We start from the raw sequence: 26,191 nt of genomic DNA on the forward strand, positions 1-26,191 counted from the left end.
CATGACCACCCCCATTGATCAGACCCTTCGTGATGTGCCGGATTGGCGCTATTTGCTGCAAGAATACGATGAGCTGTATCGCTATCTGCCCGCAGGGGGGAGCGACCGGATCAAAAGCCATCAACGCAAAGTACGTGAGGCGATTAGCCGCTTGCTGAAGAAAAATGGCCAGCTGCAGACGCAGCAGCGTGCCGTAAAACCAGTGACAGCCCATTTGCGCCGTGCGCTGGATGAGGGGCGCCAAGGTGTATTGGCGCCTGTGGTGCGTGCGCTTGATGCGGTAAATGACCAGCTCAGCTGGCAGTATGGCTATGAAAAAGTGCCGAAGGGGCTGGCAAATAGTTATGCCTACGCTGAGCTGGCGGGGCTTAGTGGTCCTGTTTTCAGCGAGGAAATCATCCTTGGCGTGGTTCTGTTTGCCCCCGGTTGCACCTACCCTGCACATGCACATAAGGGCATCACAGAAAGCTATGTTTGCCTGTCTGGGGCGGTGTCGGAAAATCACCAAGGCGTTTATGTTCCCGGGTCGATGATTTTCAACCCACCCGATCATTTGCACCGCATTACCGTGGGCGACCGTGAACCTGCATTACTGGCCTATGCGTGGATTGGGGATAAGGCGGATTTGCACGAGCAGAAGATGGTTTTTACTAGGGTTCGGAAGTGATTGATTAGGGATGAGTTGAGGAAGTGTTTGGTGTCCGCTTGGAGCCCAAAACGACCGATGCTGCGCTCTGAGTGAATGACAGCTTTAGCGATGCGGACGCTTCATATTGAGTTAGATTTGTGCGAACACCGAACTTAACCCCCTTTTATCAACAAATGCTAATCGTTAAACTTGGCAACGGCATTCAGCCGCTAATAGAAAGTGAATAACATCCAGTGTTTTGGCCATTGAAGCTAGCAGCGAGATTTCTCGCGATGCCTATAATGATATGTTGCATTTCTGGGCTTCTGCTGGCTGTTTCGGGCCATTACTCACCATATCCCGCCTACATTGATAGTTGCGCAACACAGTTGCTGATTCCCTCCCGGCTAGTAGTCATGTTGGTTCAATAGCACTTGCTTTGACGGCCATGTATTTAGGGTACGATTCCTTTAAGATGCTAGCTCTTTTAGGAATTTTGATTTTGGTATTATTTTGGGGAGACACCAACGAAAACGATTTTGGAGACCTTCGAAATGCTGCAAGACTCAACGGCGACGAATGTGTTCTGCGGGGGATGGTTCTGATAATCGGTTTTTGCGGCAGTACTATTTTAGCGCTGAAATTGGGTCGAGCGGTTATTCGGAGATGGCAGCGCATAACGTAGGTTCTCTGACATTTGTCGCCCAAGAGGGGAATCGTAAGTGATAGTGACTTCGGTTCTACGGCTAATTTCAATGTGCCAGAAAAAGAAAGTCAGGGCGAAGATGTTACTTTGAAGAGTGTGCCACGGCCTATTTGGGCGATTTGATGAGAGGTGAGATAAGTTTTAACAGCGGACCTTGGCGCGACTGCTGCGAAGGTGAACTAAGTCCCGCTTAGCAGACAATGAAAGTTTTAAAAGACAACGCAGAACAAGCCAAAGCGTGCGCGCTCCGCAATTCGCTGATATGAGGTGTAGACACACCAATCACAGAAAGTACCCAATGGCTTGGATCAAAACCGTTCCCTTTGAGGCCGCGACAGGCAAGCTCAAGCAGTTATACGCCCGCGTTACCGGCCCCGATAACAATGTCGATAACATCATGATGATGCACTCGTTACGTCCGCATACGATGGAGGCGCATATGGCGGTGTATAAGTACATCCTGCATCATAGCGCCAACACCATTCCCAAGTGGTTCTTGGAAGCGATTGGTGTTTGGGTTTCCCAGACCAACGGATGTGGATATTGTGTTGATCACCATTTCGCGGGCATGAAGCGGCTGTTGGCGGATGATCCGCGCTCAGACGCATTGAGGGCTGCGATTGGGGCTGGTGACATCGACGCGATGCCACTTGATGCCCGTGAGAAAACAGCGATGCACTATGCTCAGAAGTTAGCTGAGACGCCCGCAGGGATGGTTGAGGCTGATGTTCAGGCCCTACGCGCGGCTGGTTGGGAAGATGGTGAAATCCTCGAGATCAATCAGGTCACGGCGTATTTCTGTTATGCCAACCGCACTGTGCTGGGCCTTGGGTGTTCAACCGATGGCGATGTCATCGGTCTTAGCCCCAACAATAATGCCGATCCGGACGACTGGAACCACCGCTAAAGCCAGCCAAGGATTGCATCAGCGACTTCGCGTGGTTTTTGGTGGTGCAGCCAATGGTCAACATCTGGGATTTCGATCCGCGTAAGGTCTGGGGCGTAATCCTCCAGACCTTGCGTGGTTTCGGGGCGCAAGGCGGTATCGGCTGTACCCCAAACAAGCAGATGTGGGCAGCGCACTTGCAGGCGTGCAGGATCAAATGTGAGGCCCTCAATGGCTTCACCCGGACCGCCAATTTTCAAAGGCGAGGCACGATACCAGTTCACCATGCCACGCAGGCCAGACACATCGCGCCATGCTGCCTTATATTGGGTCAACGTTTCACCACTCAGCCAATCCATATTCATATTGGCTGAAAATAGCCCCATCAGTTTTTCAAAGTTATTCTCTGCCAATATTTCTTCGGACCCTTCGCGGCGTAGGAAGTGAATATATTGGGAGGCGTCTGTCTGTGGCCCGCCTTTTGCAAGTTCACGCTGAAAAGGGGCAGGGTGCACGCCGTTCATGATGATCAGCTTTGACACCAGATCAGGCCGTCCGATTGTCAGGGCATAGGCCACCGAAGCGCCCCAGTCATGACCCAGCACAATCAGCGGTTCATCCCCGATGAGGGCAACCAGATCAGAAACAAGCAGTGCGGTTTTGTATTTTTCAACTTCCGCAGGTCGCCAGCTTTGGCCGTATCCACGTTGATCGGGTGCGATACAATGAAACCGCGTTGCCAGCAGCGGGGCCAGATCAGCCCATGCGCCGGAAAATTCGGGAAACCCGTGGAGCATCAGGATCTTTGGAGCGTCTTTGTCCCCCCAATGGCGTACAAAGAATTGCTCACCGTTTAGTTCGACTGTCTCAGTCCATTTGTCGACCATTGCGTATCTCCTCCCCTACAGCTTCAAACCGGACGCAAGGAGGATGGCATTGGGCGCCAATGCATTCGCTTACGTATGGTTTGTTATCTGTTTCTGCGGAAAGCCTAGGACGGGGCAGGGGCCTGACACAATCATAGCCTGTGCAAGTGACGTAACATCACGGTGCAATAAAATTGGTACAATTCTCGTCTTTCCCAAGCAGATTAATCGGCCTAGAGAGATTATATGCTTAAAGTTATGACCACCTCCGCGCACGCTCGTGCTATTGCCGTTTTGGGCCTGCCATTGATTGGCGGGCATCTTGCTCAGATGTCTATTGGTGTGACTGATACTGTCATGCTTGGATGGTACGGCGTTGAGGCGCTGGCCGCCGTGACATTGGCCTCTACCTATTTCTTTGTGTTGTTTATCTTTGGCTCGGGCTTTGCGATGGCGGTAATGCCTATGGTGGCAAGCTATCAGGCGGAGGGGGATGAAACCTCGATCCGGCGCGCGACACGCATGGGGCTATGGTTAAGCTTTGGATTTGCGTTACTTGCGCTACCACTGATGGTCTTTGCGGCACCCATTTTGCGCCTGATGGGGCAGGAAGAGGCGATTGTTGTAAGTGGGGCCAGTTACCTTTCTATTGCGGGGTGGGGGATTTTGCCCGCGCTTTTTGTGATGGTTCTAAAGAGCTATCTGGCTGCGCTTGAACGGACACAAGTTGTGTTATGGATCACCCTTCTTGCTGCCATTGTGAATGGGTTGGTGAACTATGCACTTATCTTTGGGAATTGGGGCGCTCCTGAAATGGGGGTGGCGGGTGCGGCTGCGGCTTCGCTATGCACTCAGATCGTATCCCTAATTGGGGTGGTTGCTTATGTCCGTATTTACCTGCCAGAGCATGATTTGTTTCGCCGCTTATGGGGCGCTGATTGGGACATGTTGAAAAAGGTCTTCCGATTGGGATGGCCCATTTCCATCACAGTCCTCAGCGAGGTTGGCCTGTTCGCCGCTTCTGCTGTGATGATGGGTTGGTTGGGGACTATTCCGCTTGCTGCGCACGGCGTTGCGCTGCAGCTCGCGTCGTTGACGTTTATGGTGCATTTGGGGCTTGGCAATGCGGGCACTGTGCGCGCGGGCAATGCCTATGGTCGCTCGGACGCGCCACATCTGGCGCGCGGGGCACTTGTAGTGACGGCGATGTCGCTGGCGTTCTCGGTTGTGACAGTTGCCTTCTTCTTTCTATTCCCCGAGTTTTTCATCGGCATCTTCATCCTCGCGGATGATCCTGCGCGGGTAGAGATCCTGCAGATCGGTGTTGGCATCTTGTTTATGGCTGGATTGTTCCAGTTGGTTGACGGCACCCAAGCGGTTGCGTTGGGTGTGCTGCGCGGGGTGCAGGATACGCGTCTACCAATGGTGTATGCCGCCATTAGTTACTGGGGCATCGGGATGCCGTGTTCATACCTGCTTGGCTTTACCTATGGGCTTGATGGGATTGGCGTTTGGGCTGGCCTAGGGATTGGTCTAGCAGTGGCGGCGATCTTGTTGAACCTGCGGTTCTGGCGCACGGTTTTGCCAACGATCCAGCAACAGCGCGCGGCACACGAGGCTGACTAGTCTTTGATTAGTCGTCCGGCTTTTTTGCGTACTAATGCGCTGCGTAGATCGTGCATAGCCAACAAAAGCGGATCGGTCACCGCCTCTAACTGCTCATCCGTGGCACGGGATTGTACCCAATGTGCGGTGGTGTTGAGATAGTCGATGGCGCGCATAATATCATCGATCTCACGATGGGCGAGAACGCGCGCACGGTCCTCCATCCATTTAGTGATTTCTGCGATGTCCAGCTCTGACAAGGACCGGTCGCCTTGAGGCTTTATCTCGCCATTGCGCATGTTAACGACGGCGATCTGGTCCATTTCAATGCGCCGCTGGCGATTCTCAGTATCCAAACGATAGACAAATGCACCGTTTTCGCGAACGCGAAAATAATAGTCAGGCAGTTTGTCGGCCATTTAATCGTCCTTTGGTAGCAATTGAAAACTAGATACCTGTTACTTTACTGTCTGCACAGGACAATTTTGACAACAGCGTCTAACTTACACATTAGCGGCTCCTTTTGCCAAGGAAACGAGCTTTTTTGAGGCTGCAGGTTCTTGCTTAGAAAACGAAAAAGACCGGACTGTTCCAACAGGAAACGTCCGGCCGTTAGATAGCGTTTGTTGCCTACTTCAATGCGGCACAGAACGCGGTGATCCGCTTGCAAGCTTCGATTAGGTTTTCATCTGATGTGGCATAGCTGACGCGGAAGTTCGGGCTAACGCCAAAGGCTGCACCAAACACAACAGCCACACCGGTTTCTTCGAGCAATGCAGTTGCAAATACTTCGTCGTTTTCGAGCAATGTGCCTGCTTCGGAGGTTTTCCCGATCAAGCCCGCGATAGAAGGATAGACATAGAACGCGCCCTCTGGAACGGGGCAGTTGATGCCGTCAATCGCGTTGAGCGCTTTGACCACCAGATTACGACGGCGCACAAACATCTCGTTGTTGGGCGCAATATAATCTTGAGTGCCGTTCAGTGCTTCAACGGCGGCCCATTGGCTGATTGAACACGGGTTTGATGTAGATTGTGACTGCACCTTGCGCATGGCCGAGATCAGCTTTTCAGGACCTGCAGCATAACCGATCCGCCAGCCTGTCATGGCATATGCTTTTGACACACCGTTCACCGTGAGCGTGCGGTCATATAGTGCGGGCTCTACCTGCGCGGGCGTGCAGAACTCAAATCCGTCATAGGATAGGTGCTCATACATATCATCGCTCATGACCCATACATGGGGGTGGCGCATCAAAACGTCGGTCAGTGCTTTTAACTCATCCCATGAATAGCCCGCACCTGTTGGGTTGGACGGAGAGTTAAAGATGAGCCATTTGGTTTTTGGGGTGATCGCCGCTTCCAACTGCGCTGCGCTCATTTTGAAATTCTGCTCGATCCCTGCTTCAACCGCAACAGGCGTGCCGCCCGCCAGCAGGACCATATCAGGATAGCTTACCCAGTAGGGGGCAGGCACGATCACTTCTTCACCGGGGTTCATGGTGGCGATCAGCGCGTTATACAGCACCTGTTTGCCGCCCGAGGATACGCTCACTTGAGATGGGGTATACTCGAGGCCGTTGTCGCGTTTGAATTTGTCGCAGATCGCCTGCTTTAGCTCGATAATGCCGTCGGGCGCTGTATATTTCGTTTTGCCTGCTGCAATGGCTGCGACGGCCGCATCTTTGATATTCTGAGGCGTGTCAAAATCTGGTTCACCTGCGCCGAGACCAATAACATCACGGCCAGCGGCCTTCAGTTCCTGAGCCTTTGTCGTCACGGCTATTGTCGGAGACGGTTTGACGCGGGCAAGTGTTCGGGAGAGCAGTTCCATTTCGGCCTCATTGCGTTATATGTAAGTCAATTCAGTCATAGGGGGTGCCCCCCCACCGTTGCAAGCGCATTTGGCGCAATAGGAGCACGTAATGAATCTTCCCGAAGAAACCGTTTCTGAAACCGATTGGTATGGTCCAGATGTTGCCACCTTTGGCGACCGCGTTGCCGCTGCACGAGATGCGGCGGGGATGACCCAAGCTGTTCTTGCGCGCCGCTTGGGTGTACGTCTAGCGACATTGCGGAGCTGGGAAAATGACCTGTCAGAACCACGTGCAAATCGCCTCTCGATCCTTGCAGGTCTCCTTAACGTGTCGATGATGTGGTTGATCAACGGAGAAGGTGAAGGCCTTGACGGTTCCGAAGATGCAGGCGTGTTGTCTGGAGACGCGGCTGACCTGTTAGCCGAAATGCGCAGTTTGCGCGTTGAGCTGTCACAGAGTGCAAAACAAGTAGCCCGTCTGGAAAAGCGGCTGCGTGTCATGTTGACGGAGACAGGCGATGTTTGAGATGCCTCAGCCCGAACGGCCGGAAAATGAACAGCGTGAAGTGCGTGTGAAACGCCTTGCGATGCGTTCGATGCGGCGTGGGATCAAGGAGATGGATTTGATCCTGTCAGCGTATTCAAATGATCGTCTACCGGACATGAATGAGGCGTCGCTGAATCTGTATGATAATCTTTTGAATGAAAATGATCACGATTTGTATCAATGGGTTACCCGCCAGTTTGCACCCAAGCCAGAGTACACTGATATGATCAAAGATATCCAAGGTCATATTTCTAAAGGATAATTTGATCTGACTGCTTTTAACGAAATATTCTGATTTATTCTTCAGTCTCTGCCCCAGAGCCATAAAGAGTCGGAGAGTAGTATGAGCATTCAGGATCCCATTGGGCTGCCAGCCAATGAGACAACATCCCTTCCAGAAAAGGGGTTTATGACCGGATATCTGGAGGCGCTCTCCCTTGTAGAGCGGCTTCACCGGTTATTGCTGGACGTGATAAAAGACGAGTTCGAGCGCGTCGGTGTGCTAGAGATCAACGCAGTGCAAGCGCTGCTGTTGTTCAATATCGGCGACAATGAAGTCACTGCCGGAGAGCTGAAAAGCCGTGGGTATTATCAGGGCAGCAACGTGAGCTATAACCTCAAGAAGCTGGTCGAGATGGGGTATATGCACCATCAACGTTGTGAGATTGATCGCCGTTCGGTGCGTGTCAAGCTTACTGAGGATGGTCGGTATATCCGCGATGTGGTCGCAGACCTGTTTGCGCGCCACGCAGGGGGGCTGGAAGATCGCGGTGTTCTTGGACCTGAGGGGGTTATTAACATCACGGCTTCGCTCAAACGGGTTGAGCGGTATTGGACTGATCAAATCCGTTATATCTACTAACGTAGTTTGGCGGGGTCGGGCGCCCCGCCCGACGTGACTAGTTCAATGTGTCCCAATATGCCTGTGCTTTGGCGATCATCGCATCTTGGCCTTTATCAAATTTCCTGCCTCCAATGGGCTGGGCAAATAGATAAAGTTTCCCTTGATAGATGCGCCAAACTTCAGGGTCGCCATTGATGATTTTCTTGAACGACAGCGCACGTGTACAAAATCCGCCAAACTGGGGGGCGAATGCTTCGGGTGTAGCGGCAAAGGTGTCAGCATCTTCTGCGGATGTGAAGTGCCAGTCGCTTCCTGCCCAATTCACCACGTGGCTTGACACGCCATGGCGCGGTGCGCTGATGCTCCAGTAGGCAGTTGTGTCATAGCCATCTATGGCTATGCCGTTGTCATTGACAGCTACTCGGGCGGTGCTTGCCCGCACTGGGAGGGTTGCAAGGATGTATGCACCTGCTGCAAGGGCAAAGACACGGCGGCGGGGGATCGGTGACATACTTTAGCTCCTTGGGGTGGTTCTTTGGGATGATCATACGTAAGTCTCACATCGCTGTGTAGAAACATCTGCGTGATCTACGTCGCGTCATACCAAAGCTGCATCGTTGACAGGGTGGGCTCTGCCACCTGACAATATCTCCAATCCCAATGATCGGACCGGAGAAAGATATGAATACGCAAACAGCCCTTGGATCAGGTGGATTTGAGATCCCCGACCCGGCAAAACTCCCTACTCTCAACGGGCAGGTGAGTGATGCAGAATGGAAATTGCGCTGTGAGCTCGCAGCGACCTATCGGCTTTGCGCGTTGCATGGTTGGACCGATTTGGTTTTTACCCACATCTCTGCGCGCTTACCCGATGAGGATGGCGAGGAGCGGTTCTTGATCAACCCCTACGGCGTCATGTTCGATGAAATGACTGCGTCTAGCTTGGTCAAAATTGATCTGCAGGGCAACATCTGCTCAGAAACGCCCTACTTCATCAATCCCGCAGGCTTTACGATCCACAGTGCAATCCACTCAGCGCGCGAAGACGCAGGATGTGTGATCCACGTGCATACGCCTTACGGTGTTGCAGTATCTGTCCAGAATGATGGTCTGCGACGTTACACCCAGTTCGCCATGACCGTTAGCAATGATCTGGCCTATCATGACTATGAAGGCATTGCGCTGGAACTGGATGAACGTGAGCGCATTATTGCGGATATTGGCGACAAAAGCCTGTTGATGCTGCGCAATCATGGGACGCTCACGGTTGGACCAAATTGCGCGATCGCGTTCCTGCGCATGTATTTCCTTGAAAACGCCTGCAAGACCCAAATTCTGGCTCAGGCTGCGGGCACTGATGCGCTGCATGAAGAGTCCCAAGCGATGGCTGACACTGTAAGTGGCCAAGCAGCCGCTGCATTTACACCAGGAATGGGGGACAATCTGGTTTGGCCGGGCCTTATGCGCAAACTCGCTCGTCAAAATCCGGGGCACGATCTGTAGGGGCTCTGAAAAGATTCTAATTTCGTAAAGAACAGTCTGTCATCCTGTATGAAGGGTGACAGGACAGGGCGATTAACGGCCAGATAAAACCAATCCGTCAAGTTCGCGCAGCAGCTTGGTCTCCATGGCGGCCGCATAGCCGTCAAAACCCAACGCCACTTCAATAAATGCATCGAGGCCCAGTATAACCTCGGCGTTGAAGTATGCGCTCAGCTCGGCGATCTCATTCTGGCGAACGTCGCCAATTGCCGGATCATCTGCGCCAATCACCAAGGCGTTGATGGTGATACCTCGTCCGGCTAGCTGTGGTTTTACGTTGCGCGGACGCGGGCCAAGGTTGCTTTTTCCGTCTCCAGAGATGTCCAAGGTTTTTCGCCAACAATGGCTGCGCTGTGCCAGATGTTGGGCCCCGTGCATCATAGCCACACCAAGGCCTGTTCCCGGTGTTGCCTCAGCGCGCCGCGTAACATTTTGAAGCCGGGCGATCACGTTTTCTAATGCTGTAACGTTAGAAATGCGGGCCCACGGCACCAGTGTTACCTGATCCTGTGGGCCGCTCCATTCAAACACCAAAATTTCAACGGGTGTCTCTACCCGCTCAAGCAAGGATGCGCGAACAGCGTCACTGCCTAAGGCCTGTGCAAGTCCGCCAATCTGCAAGCGGTATTCCCGCGCATCCACAGAGCCAGACACATCCAGCCCCAACGCCAGCGCTTGCCGGCAGGCATCTGCCGCTGCAGCATGTCCTGCAGACAGCATGAGAAGACATGATAACAGAACGCCTCTCATCCGGCGTTACCGATAGGATTAAGGGAACCAATTGCGGGTGGCGCTAACTCACGTTCCAATTTCCGGCGCATAGCGTCTTCATAATCGTCAAACCCATTCGCAACGATCAAAAATGCGCCAGGTCCGTGCAGGACTTCCCCACGGTAAAACGCGATCAAGCCAACTTCGCCTTCAAAGTCGGCGCCATTCACCACCAATCCATTTACGGTGACATCTTGGAATGCGAATTCGCGGTATGCAGCGGCGGGTGGAAAACCTTCGTTGCTTTGTCCGTCACCTGCCATATCAAGCGTTTTGTGTAGGCAGGTTGGGCTGCGCTCCAACAGCTGCGCGCCAAATCCCAGCGCATAACCCATTGCAGTTGGAAAATCATTGTGGCTGCGTTTAGAGCCCGCGACCACCTCGGCAGCGCGCACCAATGCGCCGGGACTGTCGATCATGATCCAATCTAGAAGGATTTCTTGGTTGTACCGACCCGACCATTCGTAAACGGCCAAAGCGACTGGTAAGTCTGTTGCGAAAAAGGCTGCTTGAACTTCGGGCGCGGTCAGGGCTGCGACAACGCCGCTGCGTTGCAATGTGTCCTCAACCGCATCTACGGAACTGGACACGTCTATCGCCAGCGCCAAGGCGAGGCGGCATTCAATCGCCTGTGCGGGTAGGGCGGCGCTGGCCAACCCTACCGATAGTGCGAGGGTGCGGATCACCAGCTCCCGGTGTTGCCCAGTGAGGTCCAGGGTTCGGCAGGGGTAAGGGCTTCGCCTTCTTGCAACAACTCAACCGAGATGTTGTCGGGTGAGCGTACAAATGCCATGCGCCCATCATGAGGAGGGCGGTTGATTGTGATGCCATTGTCCATCAGCTGCTGGCAGGTCTCATAAATATTGTCGACGCTGTAGGCTAGGTGACCAAAGTGACGGCTGTCTGCGGGCAGTTCGTCATCGCCGTCCCAGTTATACGTCAGTTCAACATCTGCGTGGCCATCGTCCATTCCCGGAGGGCACATAAAAATAAGGCTGAAACGCCCACCTTCATGGTCAATGCGGCGCCGCTCGACCAATCCGAGGAGTTTGTAAAACGCGATAGAAGCATCAAGGTCTTTTACACGCACCATCGTGTGCAGGAATTTGATCGGCATGGGGGGCTCCAGTATGGGAAGTTTGATTTCACCCACATCCTAGCACCGCACATCCTACTGTCGAGGGATGCCGGATCAAAAGGAGGATGCAATTCCAAAACCCAAGCCAACGCGGTTTACATCGTAAAGGCCGATGTTGCTGCTTGTGGTTGCTGCGGTCAGGCTGATGGTTGGGTTGAAGCCGTAATAATCGATGTTCTTAAACGTCGCTGTTACTTCCGCGCCAACGGTAAACTCGCGGCGTCCCGACGGATCATGAGGTGAGACGTCGTAATCCCGATAGCTGGTGTTAAGCCCGAATTGCAGCTGTGTACCCATCACCTTACGGCCCAAAACATAGCCAGAGCGCAAACTAAGTTCTTCATATTCTGATTGTTCGGCATCGGCCTGCAATGTGCTAACTGAGGCCCCAAAATATAGACCATTCCCAGCCTTCAATTGACGACTAACACCTGTATTCAGGCTCACTCGGTATTGATCCGAGTTGCCCCCAGCGGTCCGTAAATCAGTGCTGAGGCCAAAATTAATCTTTGTTCTGGCGTCTTTGTAATAGCTTTGCCCGATACGACCTCGCAGATAGCGGTTATATCGCGCACCACCGTAAAAGCTTTGACCGATGTCGGCGGTAGCGCTGAATTCACCACGCCTGTCGCCACGCAATTTTTTATATCCGTACCCAAGCTGAATGGTGCCGTAGGAAAAATCGCTGCCCGAAACATCAAGCAAATCCCGTCCATCTGCTAAGCGTTCGGCATTTTCTTGTTCCAGATCATCTTTGGATGAGTTGGACAGTTGATAGCTGCGGTACGAAAAACCCATGCGCAGGTCATGCGCGCTGTGCTCGGTTTGGTGAAAGCGGTACCGTGACTGAACATTGATACCTGCCTCGATACCGGACAGCGCTTGGTTGGACGCGCCCAATGCGGTCTCTTCAGAGCCATCAAAACCGAAAAGTTCTGCAGTTCGGTACAACAGGGTTGAGCTGTCGCGGGCAGACCCGTTGTTGATGTTTGAATTGGGCGCAAGGGTGAAGGATAGATGGGTCTGCCAAGGATTCCGTTGACCTACGTATTTGAAATCACGTGTCGCTTGTGCGGCGTGGCGATCAGTAGGGGCCACTTGGGCGGCACGGCGCAACCATAGTTGTGCACGTGTCTTGTTGCCATCTGACGAGAGGGCTTGTGCCATCAGCATTGCAGCAGAGAACTTTTGGTTGTCTGTTTCGGCATGTCGCCAGCCTGCACGGGCCGCCGCCTTGGCCTCATCGAACCTTCCGATTCCGCGTAGTGATTTTGCACGTACCAGTAGGGCACCTACGTCATTTGGATCACGCTTTAATAGTGCATCAGCAAGGGCCAAGGCCCGCGGAGCGTCCCCTTTTTGCATGTATGAAATAGCTGTTTGCAATACCTGCTCAGGGCCTAACGTCACAGGTTTCGATGCTGCGTCCTGCGCATAACTATTCGGGGCGGCACAAAGCATCGCCGTCCCGAACGTTAGGGCAAATCTTCGTTGTTTCAGCCAGTTCATTCTTCGGTATCGAAGTCCCGATAGACGATGAAACCACCAGTGTCGCGGGTATCAAGATCGGTAGATTCCAAAACGAACACGCCGACAATCTCATCAGGGTCATCACCCGCCAGGATGGCGTAGAATGTACCTTCTTCATAGATCGATCTATCGTCTTTGATACTGAACACATTTGTCAGAATCTCACCGTTGGCATCCAACACGTCTGGACCGATCTCAAAGCCAACATTTGGAATTGTGGTTTGGCCAATCAATGCCGCTTCTCGGTCTGTGACGTCTTCACCGTTCAAATCGAATAGGCGGCGGTTGTAAATACTACCTTTTACCCCATCGCCAAGGAAACCGTCACCGTCGTTGAAGTCATCAAAGTCGATATCTACGTAAACATCTGCTGTGGAGTACAGAAGTTCACCGCTATCATCAGAATCCCGCAGGCCCGCGGAGTGACCGCGAAAGGTCGCCTGTAGTGAGCTGGGTAGAGTAACGCCGTTGTCGCGCTGGTATATAAAACCGCCAAAGCCGTAGTTAACATAGTCGCCGGTCCGGACGATCGCGAATTGTGTTGTCGGCGAGACGCCATCAGCAAGACGATTGCGACTTACGCCATAGACCGCACGGTGTCCCAATTGTGGTATTCCGAATTCATTGACCGGATCCGCGGCAACTATTGGTGCTTCATATACGTTAAACCGCCCTATTGGTTCATTGTTGGCATCTAAATTATTGGGATTCGGTGAAAGGCTGCTGACCTTAACGCCACGTATGTAGGCGCTATCTCCATCAAACGCGAGATTATCTACAGTGAATGAATCGTCTAGACTGTTGTAGGTAAGGCCCTCAGCGAAACCGTCACCAGGTTCTCCGCCATCCTCTTCCGTTGGTTCGGAGCGGAATATTCCGTCATCCGTATTGGCGGAAACGGTTCCAGGAGGGATGCCATCGCGGGTAATTCCCGTTCCAGTGTCATCCGTCGTTGTATCTTCTTCGGTTGTTGTGGTGTCTTCGTCCGTTTCAAACGGATTTCCGTCGCCACACGCGGCTAAACTCGCAATCAACGCGAGGCTGATGATCTGGTTTTTCAATGCTCTGCCCTCGAATACGCAATATATGCTTTTTTAGGCGACATTCGCCGCCGCTGGCAGTCTTTGTCAACGCTACATGCAGGCCAGTGTACGATTACCCTGCAACCATGGCGAAAAAGCAATACCGTATGTGGGCTCCACGCAGCGCTCTCTACCAGATATAGTCGGGGGCGAATTCCACCTACTGGAAACATCGTGCCTATCAGCCCAGACTGACAAGCCGAAATCGACGCCCTGCGCAGCACTGCAAAACCCACTCTGCGTGCCGTTTCAGACCGGATGGAGGAGCATCTATATACCGCGCACGAAGTCCTTGATCACGGATTTATCCGCGTGATTGACGATATGGGCAACGATAAAGCGATTTGTCAGGCCGCACGTGTTAGCTAGGCAAACAGTCTACAGGAACCGTTCAGCATACGTCTCGCATCAAAAATGACGGGGCAGTGAAACTCAAAGATGCAAATAGGCAACTGAGTGTTTTAGCGGCGGAAGTTTTGGTCCTGCGGAAACGAGTTATCGACCTCGAGGCCGATAACCGTAAGCTCAGCCAAGGGGCGAAAAAGTCATGATAATCTCTAAATTGACGGCCGCACCTCTTTTGGACGGTTGCTAAAGGGACTATACTTATTTTCATTGAGAGGGACGAGGGCCAACATAGGTTGGGGGGTCTTCGCAATTGAGTAGTCTCTCAAGTTTTGTCAGAAACCAAGGCAAGAAAATAGCGTAGCTGAAGGAGATCGACTTGCAGCAGTATCATGATGCATTAAACACCATTTTGGAATGTGGAGAGTTGTCAACAGACCGTACGGGTACTGGAACTCTTTCCTTTTTCGGTTTGCAGTCGAGGTACAGCCTGTCCCAAGGGTTCCCACTGGTTACAACTAAAAAACTGCATCTGAAGTCGATCATACACGAACTTCTTTGGTTTTTGTCAGGCGACACAAATATCCGCTATCTGAAAGATAATGGCGTCTCGATTTGGGATGAGTGGGCTGACGAAAACGGTGATCTAGGACCTGTTTATGGTCGCCAATGGCGCGCTTTTCCGTCACTTGAACCTACGGGCCAGATGCTAGATGCGGAGCCACTTTATAAAGCGGGTTTCGTCGATCAAATCGCAAACCTGACCGATATGATTCGTGAGACGCCTGATAGCCGCCGCCTTATTGTCTCCGCCTGGAACCCTGCTGACGTCCCGCGAATGGCACTCCCACCATGTCACACAATGTGGCAGGTCCGCATTCTTAATGGGCGGCTACACCTTCAACTCTATCAAAGGTCTGCGGACATGTTTCTGGGCGTTCCCTTTAACATCGCTTCTTATGCATTGCTTCAAGTTATGCTTGCGCATGTAATGGAGTATGAGCCAGGTGATTTTGTCCACACCCTTGGAGACGCACACATTTATTCCAACCACATGGATCAAGTTAAACTGCAGCTGTCGCGGACCCCAAAGGCGCTGCCAACAATACGGATCAATCGTAGAGTGACATCCATATTCGATTTTAAGTATGAGGATTTTGAATTCATTGGCTATGACCCCGATCCTGCGATCCGCGCACCAGTGGCGGTCTGAGTTGTGATTTCTTTGATTGTCGCACGTGCTATGAACGGAGCAATCGGGCGGAATGGATCCATTCCTTGGGATGTTCCGCAAGACTTAAAGTTTTTTCAGCGTGAAACGGTTGGTGGCGCGATTATTATGGGCCGTAACACTTGGGATAGCCTTCCTTTTAAACCGCTGCCCAAGCGCCTTAACATTGTCGTCTCATCAAACCCAAAGGCGGCGGAAATCGTTGTGGCGTCAGTTGCCGCTGCGATCGATCATGCGCATGGGATGGGGATAAGCCGTATTTATGGTATTGGTGGTGCGCAAATTTACCAAGAAATGCTGCCGCTTGCCGATAGGTTATTGATTTCCGAAGTGGGTATTGAGGTTCCCAACGCCGATACATTTTTCCCCGATTTTGATGCGGGCCAGTGGCAGAAGATCTGCAGTTTATCCCTTAGCGATGGTGACCCTACATGCGCTTTGCATGAGTATATCAGGCGAAACCAAAGCACTTACAGATAAGAAAATTCGGAAAGAGCACTGAGGAAAAGTCCTTTCCTAATCGAATGTTTTACTGCGCGCCCTGATGTGGCCAACATCGGCATAAAATTTGTTAATAGGGTCGTTTAACAGGTGAAGTCCTAAACGACGCTAAGCGCCATGAAACTAAATGTAGTTTAGGTGTTCACAACACATAATCACAGCACCGCCAACGTAAACGAGTATTCCGCCCGCTATTCGATCCTTGATCGTGAGTTTTACATTCCCGAGGAATCCCGCATCAACGCGCAATCCGTGGTGAACAACCAAGGGCGCGGTGGCGTGTTGGAAGGGGCCGAGGCGGCGCGCGTGCTGGAAATCCTGAAATCGGATTCAAACCGCGCCTATGACAACTACGAGGCGATGATCGGCACCGAGGGGCCAGACGGCGAACCCCAAGACGGCCTTGCCCGCGAACTGGCGCGCATGAACCTGCCCGCCAACAACTAGACCCAGTGGTGTTGGAACGTGGACCTGCATAACCTGTTCCACTTCCTACGCTTGCGCGCCGACCCCCACGCCCAATACGAAATCCGCGTTTACGCCGATGCCATCTGCAAAGTTGTCGCCGACTGGGTCCCAGCGGTCTATGGCGCGTTTGAGGATTACCGACTGGGCGGTGCAACCCTGTCTGGCAAAGCGCTAGACTGCGTCCGCCGCATGTTGTAGGGCGAAAAGGTCACGCAGGAGAATAGTGGGATGTCTAAGGGGGAGTGGCGGGAGTTTGAGGGGGCTTTGAAGTGATGGGTCCTCTGTGGGCTTTCTGGAATGCGCTAAGCTCGCTACTCCAATGGCGCACCATCCAACCGGTTGCAGCCCATGGCGGATCTTTCAATGTCTTGATTTCCCTTATCTTGATACCTTTAGGGATAAAGATTTTGGATGGACTATCAGCTTTAGGGGGAACTGAATCTGATCTTTTTGATCTGTTTTCCGTACTTCGATCAATTGAGCCGCCATTTTCGTTTTTTTTGGCATATTGTTCGGCGCTCCTTTTTTTTATAGCTTCCATCTTGTTTAAGCTCTTTTGCCCTCGTTTCCTTCAACTTTATCCAAACGCAGGTTCAGCCATTATTAATGGTGAAGTGCCGCAGTCTCTTCGTGAATATGCTCTTCAGGCAGTGAAGTGTGAGTATCGAGACGGCAAAAAAGTGGATGTCGAGCCTGAACGGATCAATTCTTTGGTTAAGCTCACAAAAATGTACAATTTTGGTGCAGATGGAGGTAAGGTTTCTTCACAGGTCGATTTGAATTACGATTTTTTCCGCTCGTCAGTTGAAACTACGCGCTTTAGGGAGGCAGCTGATAAGTACGGCTATTATGCAATTCAAAAACAAGATGGCACGGCGGCTGGAGAGACCCTAATTCAGCGCGATCAACTGTTGAAATTACAATTTCTCGAACTCGAGAATTTTTTAGTGTTTGTGTATCCAATTCCTCGAATACTGATCGGGGTGCTGATCTCCATCGGTGCAATTTTTTCAACGCTAGTGCTTTTCGAGACAATAGTTTTCGTTTTCTCTACGTTTTGGCCGTGAAATCTAACGGGACATTGGCAGATAATGCCCAATGTTTGTTCGGGCGCGGTATTCCATAGAAGACGTAGGGTGGGTGAAACCCACGCTCAAGGGTTGGGTTTCACCCACCCTACATTTCGAAAACATATAGCGTAATAAATTCATGCCCAATCATGGGCTTGTGCGCGGCGTTCCCTCGTTAACGGACTGCATGAAACGGCTTTTGATCCACAAATCCATCTGTGGGGCGTAAGTCGCAGGTGAATACTCATGCGTGTAGGGGTAGGGAAAAAGCTGGACTTGCTTCCTGACCTCGGCAAAAATGGACAAAATACATTAATTCCGAGGGATATTATGACCAAATTCAATGGACTAGTGATCGCCGCAGCATTGGGCATGATGAGTGCGCTGCCACAAGCGGCCTCTGCCGAGACAAAAGTTTACCCTTATAAAACACCAGAAAACTACTGCCCAACAGGCTTTCAGCCTGTGTCGATCAACGGCGTCATCTGCTGCGGTAAACCGAACCAGAACATCAGCTATCAGTCAGCCATGGCGCATCCTGTCGCCAAAAAGAAGGTCCACAAAGTGCGCCACACGCACCGCAAGACCTCCCATGCGCGCAGCCACTGCGAAGTGGGCACCAAAGGCTGCACCTTTGATTAAGCTACTGTAACCAAATTTTAAGACCCGATCTGAGGTATTCGCCTAGGTCGGGTTTTTAGTTAAAGAAGGCTGATGTCCGACGCCATCTGACGCCCATCGCGCCCCTCAGTCATTTCAAAGCTGACCTTTTGATCGTCGGCCAGACCTGTCAGGCCTGAACGCTCAACCGCTGAGATGTGAACAAACACATCCGTGCCGCCGCCCTCGGGTGCGATAAACCCGAAACCCTTTGTTGTATTAAACCATTTCACGGTTCCAGTTGGCATCGTTCCTAGCCTCCATTTGTCATGCAGTCCCGCGCACGCGCGAGGTGGAGCAATGTCACGCAGATCAAAGCCCACGGTAGAAATAAATCGCCAGTTTCAAAATAATTCAAGGACTCTCTTTGAATTTGGCCGTATTCCCTTGGGCTATACAGTCCACTGAGGAGAATTTGTGCAATGGTCGAAATTTATGGTCTCAAGAATTGCGATACCTGCCGTAAGGCGCTGAAAGCACTTCCAGAAGCGTCATTGGTAGATGTCCGCGCAGACGGTGTGCCTGCTGCGCTGATGGCACGTGCGTTTGCTGAATTTGGCGAAAAATTGCTCAACACCCGTTCTACAACGTGGCGTGGATTAGATGAGGACGAGCGCGCACAAGCACCGCTTGATTTGCTGGCAAAGCATCCTGCATTGATGAAACGCCCACTGATTACAGCGGGCGCAACATTGTTTTTGGGATGGACGGCGCAAACCGCCGATCTGGTAAAAGCCGCGCTTTAGGCGCGCGAAGACAGGGCGCGGTCAAACGAGATTGGCCCCGCGCCTTTGATCACCAGAACAACCAGCGCAAAGATCCAAAAGGCACGTTGATCCATGATAATCGCGTCTGGAAAACGGTCAAACCAACCACCAAGGACTGCGGGATCTTCCCAACCGTTGTGGCCGTAAAGGTCTGTCAGTGATTGCAGGGCAACAAAACCGATCATCCCCAAGGCGGCCAGCCGCGTGAACAAGCCCAGCACGATCAGAGCAGGCAGGATGAATTCGGCCCATGTACCTGCAAGGACAAAGAGGCCTTGAAAGGCTGAGAATTGGTCGGTGTCATAGCCAACTGCTTCCATCATGCGCGGAAAAATCTGCACGTAGGCGCCCGTGGACGGGGAGAAGATGCCAAACAGGCCATCGCCCAGTTTCGTCAGGCCCGACACCCAGAAATACATCAACAGGATCGCGGCAAACAGGAAACGTGCCAATGTTGGCAGCAGCCAATCGGCGCGTTCAAGCATGTCAGTCACAGAGCGGTAAAGATTTAGGAGGGCAGTCATTAGATGTCCTTTTCAGTCATACAGAAAGTGTTGCTCTGCAAGGTAAGTGTAAGAGTAGCGGTAAAGTCAAATTCGGGAGCGGCAGATGTTGCCGCCTCCACCGCGGGGCCGATGGGGTTTGTTTCTAGCGCGATGAGCCATGTTGCCGCGCCTGTCGGAAGCAGGTGAACCTCAGGATCAAACGCGGGGCGCGTAACCAGAACGGCCTGCGCTTGCGGGCGCGGTTTGGGCGCATCTGCTTGGGTCGCTTGGCGCCACAGATCAAAGAGCGGCCAGCGAGAGCGAAGCAGCCGTGTCGCTGGTGCGCGCCGCAGGTGGAGCGTGGCCAGTACCTCTGGCGGTTGTTGCAGGACACTGACGTCAAAAGGTGCTGCATCCGCTGCGTGATATGACGCGCGCAGTGCAAGATCGAGACGCGCAACATCCGAGAGATACCCCAAGTGCGCAAGCGGCTCAAAACCATCCAGGAACGCGGGAAAATCAGTGCCGTAGTGCATCATCAGCGGGGAAACCGGCGGATGGGCACGTACAAACATCGGCACAAGCGTGTCAAAGTTCTGCTGGCCCAATAGGGCGCGCACAAGTGGGAAGGCCACCTTCATCGCCTCAATCAGCGAGACGGTGACGTTGTTGCGGTAGACTGAATAGCGCCGACCAGCAGCGGCACCTGCGCCGTCGAGCAAGCCGTCAGGAACGGGCGCCTCGGCATCTAGCAATGCGGCGCGGAATTGGGACTGGCTGACGGTCATCAGCTGACCAAGGCCTTCGATAAGGCGAATGCAGCGCGGTCTGCCTCGGCGCGCAGGATGGTCCATTCAGGAACATCGGTGTCCCATTCGACCAACACGGGTTTGGGACCAGATCGCACAAGCGTATAGTCCAATAGCGCCCAAACAGGATCCACGACTGGTGCGCCGTGGCTGTCGATCAATAGGGGCGCGCCGTGATCGTCGTGATCTTCATCATGACCGCCCACGTGGATTTCACCTACGGCGTCCAGCGGATATGCGTCGATATAGGCTTGCGGACTTAGCTTTAGGTTTGTGGCCGAAACGAACACATTGTTCACATCCAGCAACAAACCACACCCTGTCTTGTGGACAAGGCACCTCAAAAAGTCGGTTTCCGAATAGGTACTTTCAGCAAAGGCCAGATAGCTGGAGGGGTTTTCCAGCAGCATCTGACGGCCAATGGTATCCTGAACCTGTGAGATGTGATCAGCCACGCGGGTAAGAGTTGCACCAGTATAGGGAAGGGGCAACAGATCGTTCAAAAACTCTGCGCCGTGGGTAGACCACGCTAGGTGTTCTGAAAAACTGGCTGGATTTGTGCGATCCAAAAGGGTGCGCAGGCGGTTCAGGTGATCGGTGTCCAACGGGCTTTCGCCACCGATAGACAGGCCAACACCGTGAACCGATAGGGCAAAGCGTTCTGCCAACGCACGCAGTTGTGCGTGTGGGCGTCCACCATCTCCCATGTAATTTTCGGCGTGTACTTCGATCCATTTAACAGCGCCGGGCGCTTCTAACAGGTCGGTGAAATGCTGCGGTTTATAGCCGATGCCAATTGCGTTAGGCAGGCGGGCAGCGGGGGAGGATTGGTCAAACATGTCGTCTCCCTCTAGGTGGTCAGAATGATGACAGAGCCCCGCCCGCTGGCAGGGCCCTGAAAAATTCGTTTATGCTGGCAGGTCGCGATCTAGTGCTTCAAGGGAGCCTGTACGTGCTGCGCCGTCTGCTGCTGCTGGCAGTTCGATGGATTCGCAAGAGCCCGCATCAACCAATGTCCAAGCATTGCCTTGGTAATCTGTTACAGATGTACCTGCGCATGTTGTACCAGGTCCGGCCGCGCAATCATTGGCGCCCGCAAGGGAAACGCCATAGCACTTCTCTTTTGATGCGGCTTCGGCTGTTGTTGTGGCTGCACCGGTCATGGACGCGGCTACGATGCCTGCAATGGCGAGGGTTTTCATGGTTGTGGACATCAGGTCTCTCCTTGATTTAGTTCTCAATGAACTTTGATGAGTACAGTTAAACAGGCCTTGTCCGGTAAATCCATTCACGAGGCAGTGTGTCACAGCTGTGTTAGAAAAACCGCCTGTATTTCAGTGTAACTTGGTCATTTTTAGCGGTTTTCAGGGGTTTTGTAACAAAGGGGGGCATTATACCCCCCCGATCACGAGAATTGTTACAGAAGGTCAGGCGCGGTCGCCTCACGTTTTAGGGCATCTGTAACATCGGTGAGCGTCTGCACAGATGTTTGTTTTTCACCCAAACGGCGCACAGTGACGGTGCGCTCTTCTACTTCGCGGTTCCCTACGGCCAAGATGACAGGCACCTTCCCAACAGAGTGTTCGCGGACCTTATAGTTGATCTTTTCGTTGCGCAGATCAGCCTCGGCGCGCACGCCAACGGATCGTAGTTGTGCCACTACTTCTTGTACGTACTCATCCGAGTCAGAAGTAATCGATGCCACAACAACCTGACGCGGCGCTAGCCAGAACGGCAGCTTGCCTGCGTGTTCCTCGATCAGAATGCCGATAAAGCGTTCGAACGAGCCAAGCGTGGCACGGTGCAGCATTATAGGGCGGTGTTTGCCGCCATCTGCACCTACATACGACGCATCAAGGCGTTCGGGCATGTTTGGATCAACCTGCAAGGTGCCGCACTGCCATTCACGGCCAATTGCGTCCGTCAGGGTGAATTCCAGTTTGGGGCCATAGAACGCGCCTTCACCTGGGAGCAGCACAAATTCATGTCCCGCAGCATTACATGCATCACCAAGAGCGGCTTCGGCCCGATCCCAGCTTTCTTCGGAGCCGATCCGCTTTTCAGGGCGGGTGGATAGCTTGATGCTCCAGTCATTAAAGCCCAAGTCCGAATAGACCGACGCAAGGAATGTGATGAACTTCGCAGTTTCTTCGACAATCTGGTCTTCGGTGCAAAAGATGTGACCGTCGTCTTGGGTGAAGCCACGTACACGCATAATACCATGCAGCGCGCCAGATGGTTCATAGCGGTTACACGAGCCGAACTCGGCCATACGCAGGGGCAGGTCACGGTACGACTTCATGCCAGTGTTGAAAATCTGCACGTGGCACGGGCAGTTCATTGGCTTGAGCGCGTTGATCGTCTTTTCGCGCGCATGCTCTTCGTCCACTTCGACGATAAACATATTTTCCTGATAGCTTTCCCAGTGGCCGGATGCTTCCCACAGTTTGCGGTTCACCACTTGCGGTGTGTTCACCTCAACATAGCCATCAGCACGTTGTTTGCGGCGCATGTAGTCTTGAAGCTGCGTGTAGACCAGCCAGCCATTGGGGTGCCAAAACACCTGACCGGGTGCTTCTTCTTGCATGTGGTACAGGTCCATCTCGCGGCCCAGCTTGCGGTGGTCACGTTTGGCGGCTTCCTCCAGCATGTTCAGATGGGCTTTTAGCTTTTCCTTACCGGTAAAGGCGACGCCGTAGATGCGTTGCAGCATCTCACGATTGCTGTCACCGCGCCAGTATGCGCCTGCGATGCTCATCAACTTGAACGCATCACCGGGTACTTGGCCAGTGTGTTGCAGGTGGGGGCCACGACACAGGTCTTGCCAGTCGCCATGCCAGTACATGCGCAGAGGCTCATCACCGGGGATGCCCGCGATCAGCTCGACCTTATAGGGCTCGCCCAAGTCTTCGTAATGTTTGATCGCCCGCGGACGGTCCCACACTTCAGTGCGAACAGGCTCACGTTTGTTGATGATCTCTTTCATCTTCTTCTCGATGAGGCCGAGATCCTCAGGTGTGAAGGATTCCTTGCGGTCAAAGTCGTAATACCAGCCGTCTTTGATGACAGGGCCGATGGTGACTTTGGTGTCTGGCCAAAGCTCTTGAACGGCGCGGGCCATGATGTGCGCCAGATCGTGGCGGACCAGCTCATTGGCTTGTTCTTCATCTGCCATGGTGTGGATGGCGAGCGCGGAGTCAGTATGGATCGGCCAAGCAAGATCATAGTGCTCACCGTTTACGGTGGCGCTGATTGCTTTTTTGCCAAGGGATTTTGAGATGTCGGATGCAACTTCGCCTGCAGTGATACCTGCATCGTAGTGTCGTGCATTGCCGTCGGGAAGGGTGAGTGCGATCTGGGCCATGGGGCCTCCTCGTCAGTTTGGCGCCTACGAGACGCCCGGTTGCGGGTTATGTCCGGCGTATTTGCCCCCCTTGCGTCGCTGCGTCAAGAGGAGAGAGGTGCCTGAGGACTAAGCCAAGCCGATAGTGTCAAATGGATCAGTGCGATAGCCGCGCCGAAACCGGCAGTCACCCCTAGTGACAAAATCCCGTAACCTGAAATCATTGTGCCACCGATCGCTGAGCCAATCGCCGCGCCTGCATAAACCGCAGCGGCGTTTAGGGCCAAGACGACAGGTGCGCGTCGGCCGGCAATGTTGATTAGACGGGTTTGCTGAGCTGCCATAAACGACCAGCTGCACATGGCCCACAACAGAATGGCAATAAATAGGTGCGTCTCGCTGAGCGGTAAAAACGAAAACACAGGCATCAGGATTACCTGAGCCAGACAAAGACCTGTCAGAGTAATACGCCAGCCAAAGCGATCAGACAAAAGCCCGCCTAGAATGTTGCCAATGACAGCGCCAACTCCCGAAACCATAAGAACCATCGTGATGCCATTGCGGCTGAATCCCATTGTTTCGCTCAGAAGAGGGGCGATATAGGTAAACAGGACATACTGCGCCCCGATGAATGTCGCGGTAAAGCCGATAGCCAGCATAAGACGACCCTCGCTAAGGGTATCGCGCAGATCACGCATCGATACAGGTTGAAACCGCAAACCCAGTGGAACCCGCGTCCAGATGAGCAAAGTGCAGGGCACGGCAAGCGCAAGGACCAGCCATAACGCCCAACGCCACCCAAACGTATAGGCGATCCAGCTTCCTGCGGGGACGCCCATAACTTGGCTCAGGGTCAGTCCAAAAAACACGGCGGCCAACACGCGTGCGCGCTGCTCTTCGGGATAAAGCGCAGCTGCAACAGCGGCGGCAAGCGGGGTGAATAGACCAGCTCCAGCAGCCGCAATAATGCGTGCGCCGCTGAGTACTGCGAAATTAGGTGCCATAGCTGAAACTGCAGCAGCCAGCGCAAACAGCACAAATCCGGCGGTCATCACCCTGCGACGGCCAATGCTGCCCGTAAGCGCAACAAGAATAGGTGACAGCAACGCGTAAGCCACAGCATAAACAGTCATGAGCTGCCCTGCTTGGGCTGGGCTGCGGTTGAGATCCTGCCCGAGCGGTTCAAGCAATCCGATGATCACAAATGCCCCAACACCGATCACAAAATTACATGCCGAGAGGGCAGGGATCAAAAACCGATCTGGGGAGGCTGTGTTCATAGATCACCCTGTACCACTGGCCAGTGCATCGACAAGTGACAGAGGAAATGCCGTTGCGGCACAGGTGCCGTAGTGAGCTAGAGTCGGGGTAGAGAGGTCGTTTTTTTGCGAAAAATAGTCGCTTGCTGTTGAGTTCTAGAAGCAGTTGAGGCATTTGTGGCGCAACTTTGAAAGGTCACCCTATGCCCAAGTATAACCGGAATTTCGACCTCAGCCTTGAAGACGTCGACATGCTCGAAGCCGCGTTGAATGTGGTTAAACGTGATTTGTCTTTGGGCCGTAAGGGGTCACTTGCCTTGTTGCCAAACGTTGAGGGAGATGACCACGTGCGCGAAATCGACGAGTTGTTGGGGCGGATTCACAATCAAAAGATCTTCTTCCGCCCCAGTGATGAGCCCTATGTCAGCGGCTAAGCCGTTTGAGACATACCTAAGGTGCGCCCGACTTAGTTGGGCGTTTTACGTCACATTGCCAGCTTTATGGGTGTTCCGGTTTCCAACCAACTCTTGAGGGAGGCGGCAATGCGCGCCCAACCTTCGCGAACGGCGTCTTGGCCCTCTGGGATGTCGTAGTGCTCAATCGTAAGCTTGCAGGTCTCGCCCTGTGGCTCAATCAAGTAAACCATCCGCGAGGCGGGCGAAGGCGCTTCCGAGAAGTTCGGCTCGAACGTCATCTCTAGTTTCGATTTGGGCGTGATGCCTGTCACCTTCTGGGACAACATTGTTGAACCGTCATCGCGCAGGAACCGAACTGTCCCACCTTGATCCGTACTGCCGTCAGCTGCATTGCATGCAAAGTGGTAGGCGGCCATCTGGTCGGTCTTGGTTAGCGCGTCCCACAAGGCATCGTGGGTACAGCGAATAAAAGTTTGCGTCATGAAATCGGGGGCAGTTGTTGCGTCTTGCATTGGTGTGGTTCCTTCGAGTTGAGATTTTAGGGTCAGCACCGCTCGTGCCGCTGGTTTAACGAGCATGGGCTCGATCCAGCGGTCTATGACTTGTTGGAGGGGGACAGCGTTGAGGTAGTGATATTTGAAACGCCCCTTCTTATGGGTCACGATCATCCCTGCGTTTTCCAACACGCCAAGGTGCTTCATCACACCAAAACGAGACATATCCAGCAGCTCTGTCAGTTCTGCCAAGGTTTGCCCGTCCTGCCGGCGCAATGCGTCTAGTAGGGTGCGGCGGGCCGGATCGGCGAGGGCTTTGAAGATTGTGTCCATAGAATCGCTTATAGGTGACAATGTAGTCACGTGACAATAGGGTAACCTAA

The 26,191-nt window shown here is 53.0% G+C and carries 30 protein-coding genes and 2 pseudogenes; 15 read left to right on the forward strand and 17 right to left on the reverse strand.

Features of this window, described 5'->3' with window-relative positions; translation table 11 throughout:
• Window position 1: 1 nt before the first annotated feature.
• A complete protein-coding gene (locus V7775_RS07095; RefSeq protein WP_335751189.1) occupies window positions 2-667 on the forward strand; it encodes a dimethylsulfonioproprionate lyase family protein in 666 nt (221 codons plus the stop codon).
• 965 nt (window positions 668-1,632) lie between these two features.
• Window positions 1,633-2,241, forward strand: a complete 609-nt coding sequence (locus tag V7775_RS07100; RefSeq protein ID WP_335751190.1) for a carboxymuconolactone decarboxylase family protein — start codon at window positions 1,633-1,635, stop codon at window positions 2,239-2,241.
• Here V7775_RS07100 and V7775_RS07105 read toward each other — a convergent pair.
• Window positions 2,238-3,107 (reverse strand): alpha/beta fold hydrolase, encoded by an 870-nt coding sequence (locus tag V7775_RS07105; RefSeq protein ID WP_335751191.1) that lies wholly within the window; start codon window positions 3,105-3,107, stop codon window positions 2,238-2,240. The two genes, V7775_RS07100 and V7775_RS07105, sit on opposite strands and share 4 nt — an antisense overlap.
• Before the next feature lie 225 nt (window positions 3,108-3,332).
• Here V7775_RS07105 and V7775_RS07110 point away from each other — a divergent pair, with 225 nt between their 5' ends.
• A complete protein-coding gene (locus tag V7775_RS07110; RefSeq protein WP_335751192.1) occupies window positions 3,333-4,712 on the forward strand; it encodes an MATE family efflux transporter in 1,380 nt (459 codons plus the stop codon).
• Here the strand turns inward: V7775_RS07110 and V7775_RS07115 are convergent.
• Window positions 4,709-5,110 (reverse strand): hypothetical protein, encoded by a 402-nt coding sequence (locus tag V7775_RS07115; RefSeq protein WP_335751193.1) that lies wholly within the window; start codon window positions 5,108-5,110, stop codon window positions 4,709-4,711. The two genes, V7775_RS07110 and V7775_RS07115, sit on opposite strands and share 4 nt — an antisense overlap.
• A gap of 211 nt (window positions 5,111-5,321) precedes the next feature.
• A complete protein-coding gene (locus V7775_RS07120; RefSeq protein WP_335751194.1) occupies window positions 5,322-6,524 on the reverse strand; it encodes a pyridoxal phosphate-dependent aminotransferase in 1,203 nt (400 codons plus the stop codon).
• A gap of 91 nt (window positions 6,525-6,615) precedes the next feature.
• Between V7775_RS07120 and V7775_RS07125 the strand changes: the two genes are divergently transcribed.
• From V7775_RS07125 to V7775_RS07135, 3 genes are all read left to right on the forward strand, one after another.
• The gene (locus V7775_RS07125) at window positions 6,616-7,032 is read left to right on the forward strand and encodes a helix-turn-helix domain-containing protein (protein WP_335751195.1); all 417 of its coding nucleotides are present in this window, start codon (window positions 6,616-6,618) and stop codon (window positions 7,030-7,032) included.
• Window positions 7,025-7,315: a succinate dehydrogenase assembly factor 2 gene (locus V7775_RS07130; RefSeq protein WP_335751196.1), complete on the forward strand. Its 291-nt coding sequence runs from the start codon at window positions 7,025-7,027 to the stop codon at window positions 7,313-7,315. Before V7775_RS07125 ends, V7775_RS07130 begins: the two co-directional genes overlap by 8 nt.
• Before the next feature lie 81 nt (window positions 7,316-7,396).
• The gene (locus tag V7775_RS07135) at window positions 7,397-7,915 is read left to right on the forward strand and encodes a MarR family winged helix-turn-helix transcriptional regulator (protein WP_335751197.1); all 519 of its coding nucleotides are present in this window, start codon (window positions 7,397-7,399) and stop codon (window positions 7,913-7,915) included.
• A 37-nt stretch (window positions 7,916-7,952) separates the two neighbouring features.
• Here V7775_RS07135 and V7775_RS07140 read toward each other — a convergent pair whose 3' ends face one another.
• Window positions 7,953-8,408 carry a YHS domain-containing (seleno)protein gene (locus V7775_RS07140; RefSeq protein WP_335751198.1) on the reverse strand — a complete coding sequence of 152 codons (456 nt, stop codon included), beginning with the start codon at window positions 8,406-8,408 and terminating at the stop codon, window positions 7,953-7,955.
• Between the two features lie 170 nt (window positions 8,409-8,578).
• Here V7775_RS07140 and V7775_RS07145 point away from each other — a divergent pair, with 170 nt between their 5' ends.
• Window positions 8,579-9,400, forward strand: a complete 822-nt coding sequence (locus V7775_RS07145) for a class II aldolase/adducin family protein (RefSeq protein ID WP_335751199.1) — start codon at window positions 8,579-8,581, stop codon at window positions 9,398-9,400.
• Window positions 9,401-9,472: 72 nt separating this feature from the next.
• On the opposite strand, the gene V7775_RS07150 is transcribed toward V7775_RS07145, so the two are convergent.
• The 5 genes from V7775_RS07150 to V7775_RS07170 form a co-directional block, all read right to left on the reverse strand.
• The gene (locus V7775_RS07150) at window positions 9,473-10,159 is read right to left on the reverse strand and encodes a DUF1194 domain-containing protein (protein WP_335751200.1); all 687 of its coding nucleotides are present in this window, start codon (window positions 10,157-10,159) and stop codon (window positions 9,473-9,475) included.
• Window positions 10,160-10,185: 26 nt separating this feature from the next.
• Complete coding sequence (locus tag V7775_RS07155; RefSeq protein ID WP_335751201.1) at window positions 10,186-10,896, reverse strand: DUF1194 domain-containing protein; 711 nt, start codon at window positions 10,894-10,896, stop codon at window positions 10,186-10,188.
• Entirely contained in the window at window positions 10,893-11,327 is a 435-nt protein-coding gene (locus tag V7775_RS07160; protein WP_335751202.1) for a VOC family protein, read from the reverse strand. Before V7775_RS07160 ends, V7775_RS07155 begins: the two co-directional genes overlap by 4 nt.
• Before the next feature lie 75 nt (window positions 11,328-11,402).
• A complete protein-coding gene (locus V7775_RS07165; RefSeq protein ID WP_335751203.1) occupies window positions 11,403-12,857 on the reverse strand; it encodes a hypothetical protein in 1,455 nt (484 codons plus the stop codon).
• The gene (locus V7775_RS07170; RefSeq protein WP_335751204.1) at window positions 12,854-13,939 is read right to left on the reverse strand and encodes a hypothetical protein; all 1,086 of its coding nucleotides are present in this window, start codon (window positions 13,937-13,939) and stop codon (window positions 12,854-12,856) included. The genes V7775_RS07165 and V7775_RS07170 overlap by 4 nt, the downstream gene beginning before the upstream one ends.
• A gap of 225 nt (window positions 13,940-14,164) precedes the next feature.
• On the opposite strand from V7775_RS07170, the pseudogene V7775_RS07175 reads away from it, so the two are divergent.
• The 6 genes and pseudogenes from V7775_RS07175 to V7775_RS07200 form a co-directional block, all read left to right on the forward strand.
• Window positions 14,165-14,326 (forward strand): annotated as a pseudogene (locus V7775_RS07175) (FAD-dependent thymidylate synthase); the annotation flags it as partial.
• Window positions 14,327-14,684: 358 nt separating this feature from the next.
• Window positions 14,685-15,518, forward strand: a complete 834-nt coding sequence (locus V7775_RS07180) for a thymidylate synthase (protein ID WP_335751205.1) — start codon at window positions 14,685-14,687, stop codon at window positions 15,516-15,518.
• A gap of 3 nt (window positions 15,519-15,521) precedes the next feature.
• Window positions 15,522-16,016 carry a dihydrofolate reductase gene (locus V7775_RS07185; RefSeq protein ID WP_335751206.1) on the forward strand — a complete coding sequence of 165 codons (495 nt, stop codon included), beginning with the start codon at window positions 15,522-15,524 and terminating at the stop codon, window positions 16,014-16,016.
• A gap of 177 nt (window positions 16,017-16,193) precedes the next feature.
• Window positions 16,194-16,778 (forward strand): annotated as a pseudogene (gene thyX, locus V7775_RS07190) (FAD-dependent thymidylate synthase); the annotation flags it as partial.
• Window positions 16,778-17,572 carry a hypothetical protein gene (locus V7775_RS07195; RefSeq protein ID WP_335751207.1) on the forward strand — a complete coding sequence of 265 codons (795 nt, stop codon included), beginning with the start codon at window positions 16,778-16,780 and terminating at the stop codon, window positions 17,570-17,572. The pseudogene thyX and the gene V7775_RS07195, both read left to right, overlap by 1 nt.
• Before the next feature lie 333 nt (window positions 17,573-17,905).
• A complete protein-coding gene (locus tag V7775_RS07200) occupies window positions 17,906-18,217 on the forward strand; it encodes a hypothetical protein (RefSeq protein ID WP_335751208.1) in 312 nt (103 codons plus the stop codon).
• A gap of 59 nt (window positions 18,218-18,276) precedes the next feature.
• Here the strand turns inward: V7775_RS07200 and V7775_RS07205 are convergent, their stop codons facing one another.
• Window positions 18,277-18,483, reverse strand: coding sequence for a cold-shock protein (locus tag V7775_RS07205; RefSeq protein WP_335751209.1), 207 nt, complete (start codon window positions 18,481-18,483; stop codon window positions 18,277-18,279).
• Between the two features lie 174 nt (window positions 18,484-18,657).
• On the opposite strand from V7775_RS07205, the gene V7775_RS07210 reads away from it, so the two are divergent.
• Window positions 18,658-18,981, forward strand: a complete 324-nt coding sequence (locus tag V7775_RS07210; protein WP_335751210.1) for an arsenate reductase family protein — start codon at window positions 18,658-18,660, stop codon at window positions 18,979-18,981.
• Here V7775_RS07210 and V7775_RS07215 read toward each other — a convergent pair.
• The 6 genes from V7775_RS07215 to V7775_RS07240 form a co-directional block, all read right to left on the reverse strand.
• The gene (locus tag V7775_RS07215; protein ID WP_335751211.1) at window positions 18,978-19,526 is read right to left on the reverse strand and encodes a DoxX family protein; all 549 of its coding nucleotides are present in this window, start codon (window positions 19,524-19,526) and stop codon (window positions 18,978-18,980) included. The two genes, V7775_RS07210 and V7775_RS07215, sit on opposite strands and share 4 nt — an antisense overlap.
• Window positions 19,526-20,275 (reverse strand): DNA-binding domain-containing protein, encoded by a 750-nt coding sequence (locus V7775_RS07220; RefSeq protein ID WP_335751212.1) that lies wholly within the window; start codon window positions 20,273-20,275, stop codon window positions 19,526-19,528. The genes V7775_RS07215 and V7775_RS07220 overlap by 1 nt, the downstream gene beginning before the upstream one ends.
• Entirely contained in the window at window positions 20,275-21,135 is an 861-nt protein-coding gene (gene bufB / locus V7775_RS07225) for an MNIO family bufferin maturase (RefSeq protein WP_335751213.1), read from the reverse strand. Before bufB ends, V7775_RS07220 begins: the two co-directional genes overlap by 1 nt.
• Before the next feature lie 69 nt (window positions 21,136-21,204).
• Complete coding sequence (locus tag V7775_RS07230) at window positions 21,205-21,510, reverse strand: BufA1 family periplasmic bufferin-type metallophore (protein ID WP_335751214.1); 306 nt, start codon at window positions 21,508-21,510, stop codon at window positions 21,205-21,207.
• A 203-nt stretch (window positions 21,511-21,713) separates the two neighbouring features.
• A complete protein-coding gene (gene thrS, locus V7775_RS07235; protein ID WP_335751215.1) occupies window positions 21,714-23,660 on the reverse strand; it encodes a threonine--tRNA ligase in 1,947 nt (648 codons plus the stop codon).
• An 83-nt stretch (window positions 23,661-23,743) separates the two neighbouring features.
• Entirely contained in the window at window positions 23,744-24,919 is a 1,176-nt protein-coding gene (locus tag V7775_RS07240) for an MFS transporter (protein ID WP_335751216.1), read from the reverse strand.
• Window positions 24,920-25,101: 182 nt separating this feature from the next.
• Here V7775_RS07240 and V7775_RS07245 point away from each other — a divergent pair, with 182 nt between their 5' ends.
• Window positions 25,102-25,332, forward strand: coding sequence for a hypothetical protein (locus tag V7775_RS07245; protein ID WP_335751217.1), 231 nt, complete (start codon window positions 25,102-25,104; stop codon window positions 25,330-25,332).
• Window positions 25,333-25,382: 50 nt separating this feature from the next.
• Here the strand turns inward: V7775_RS07245 and V7775_RS07250 are convergent, their stop codons facing one another.
• Window positions 25,383-26,141, reverse strand: a complete 759-nt coding sequence (locus V7775_RS07250) for an ArsR/SmtB family transcription factor (RefSeq protein WP_335751218.1) — start codon at window positions 26,139-26,141, stop codon at window positions 25,383-25,385.
• Window positions 26,142-26,191: the final 50 nt, after the last annotated feature.

Origin of the sequence: Sulfitobacter sp., from assembly GCF_036960155.1 — a bacterium.
Taxonomy (GTDB): Bacteria; Pseudomonadota; Alphaproteobacteria; order Rhodobacterales; family Rhodobacteraceae; genus Sulfitobacter.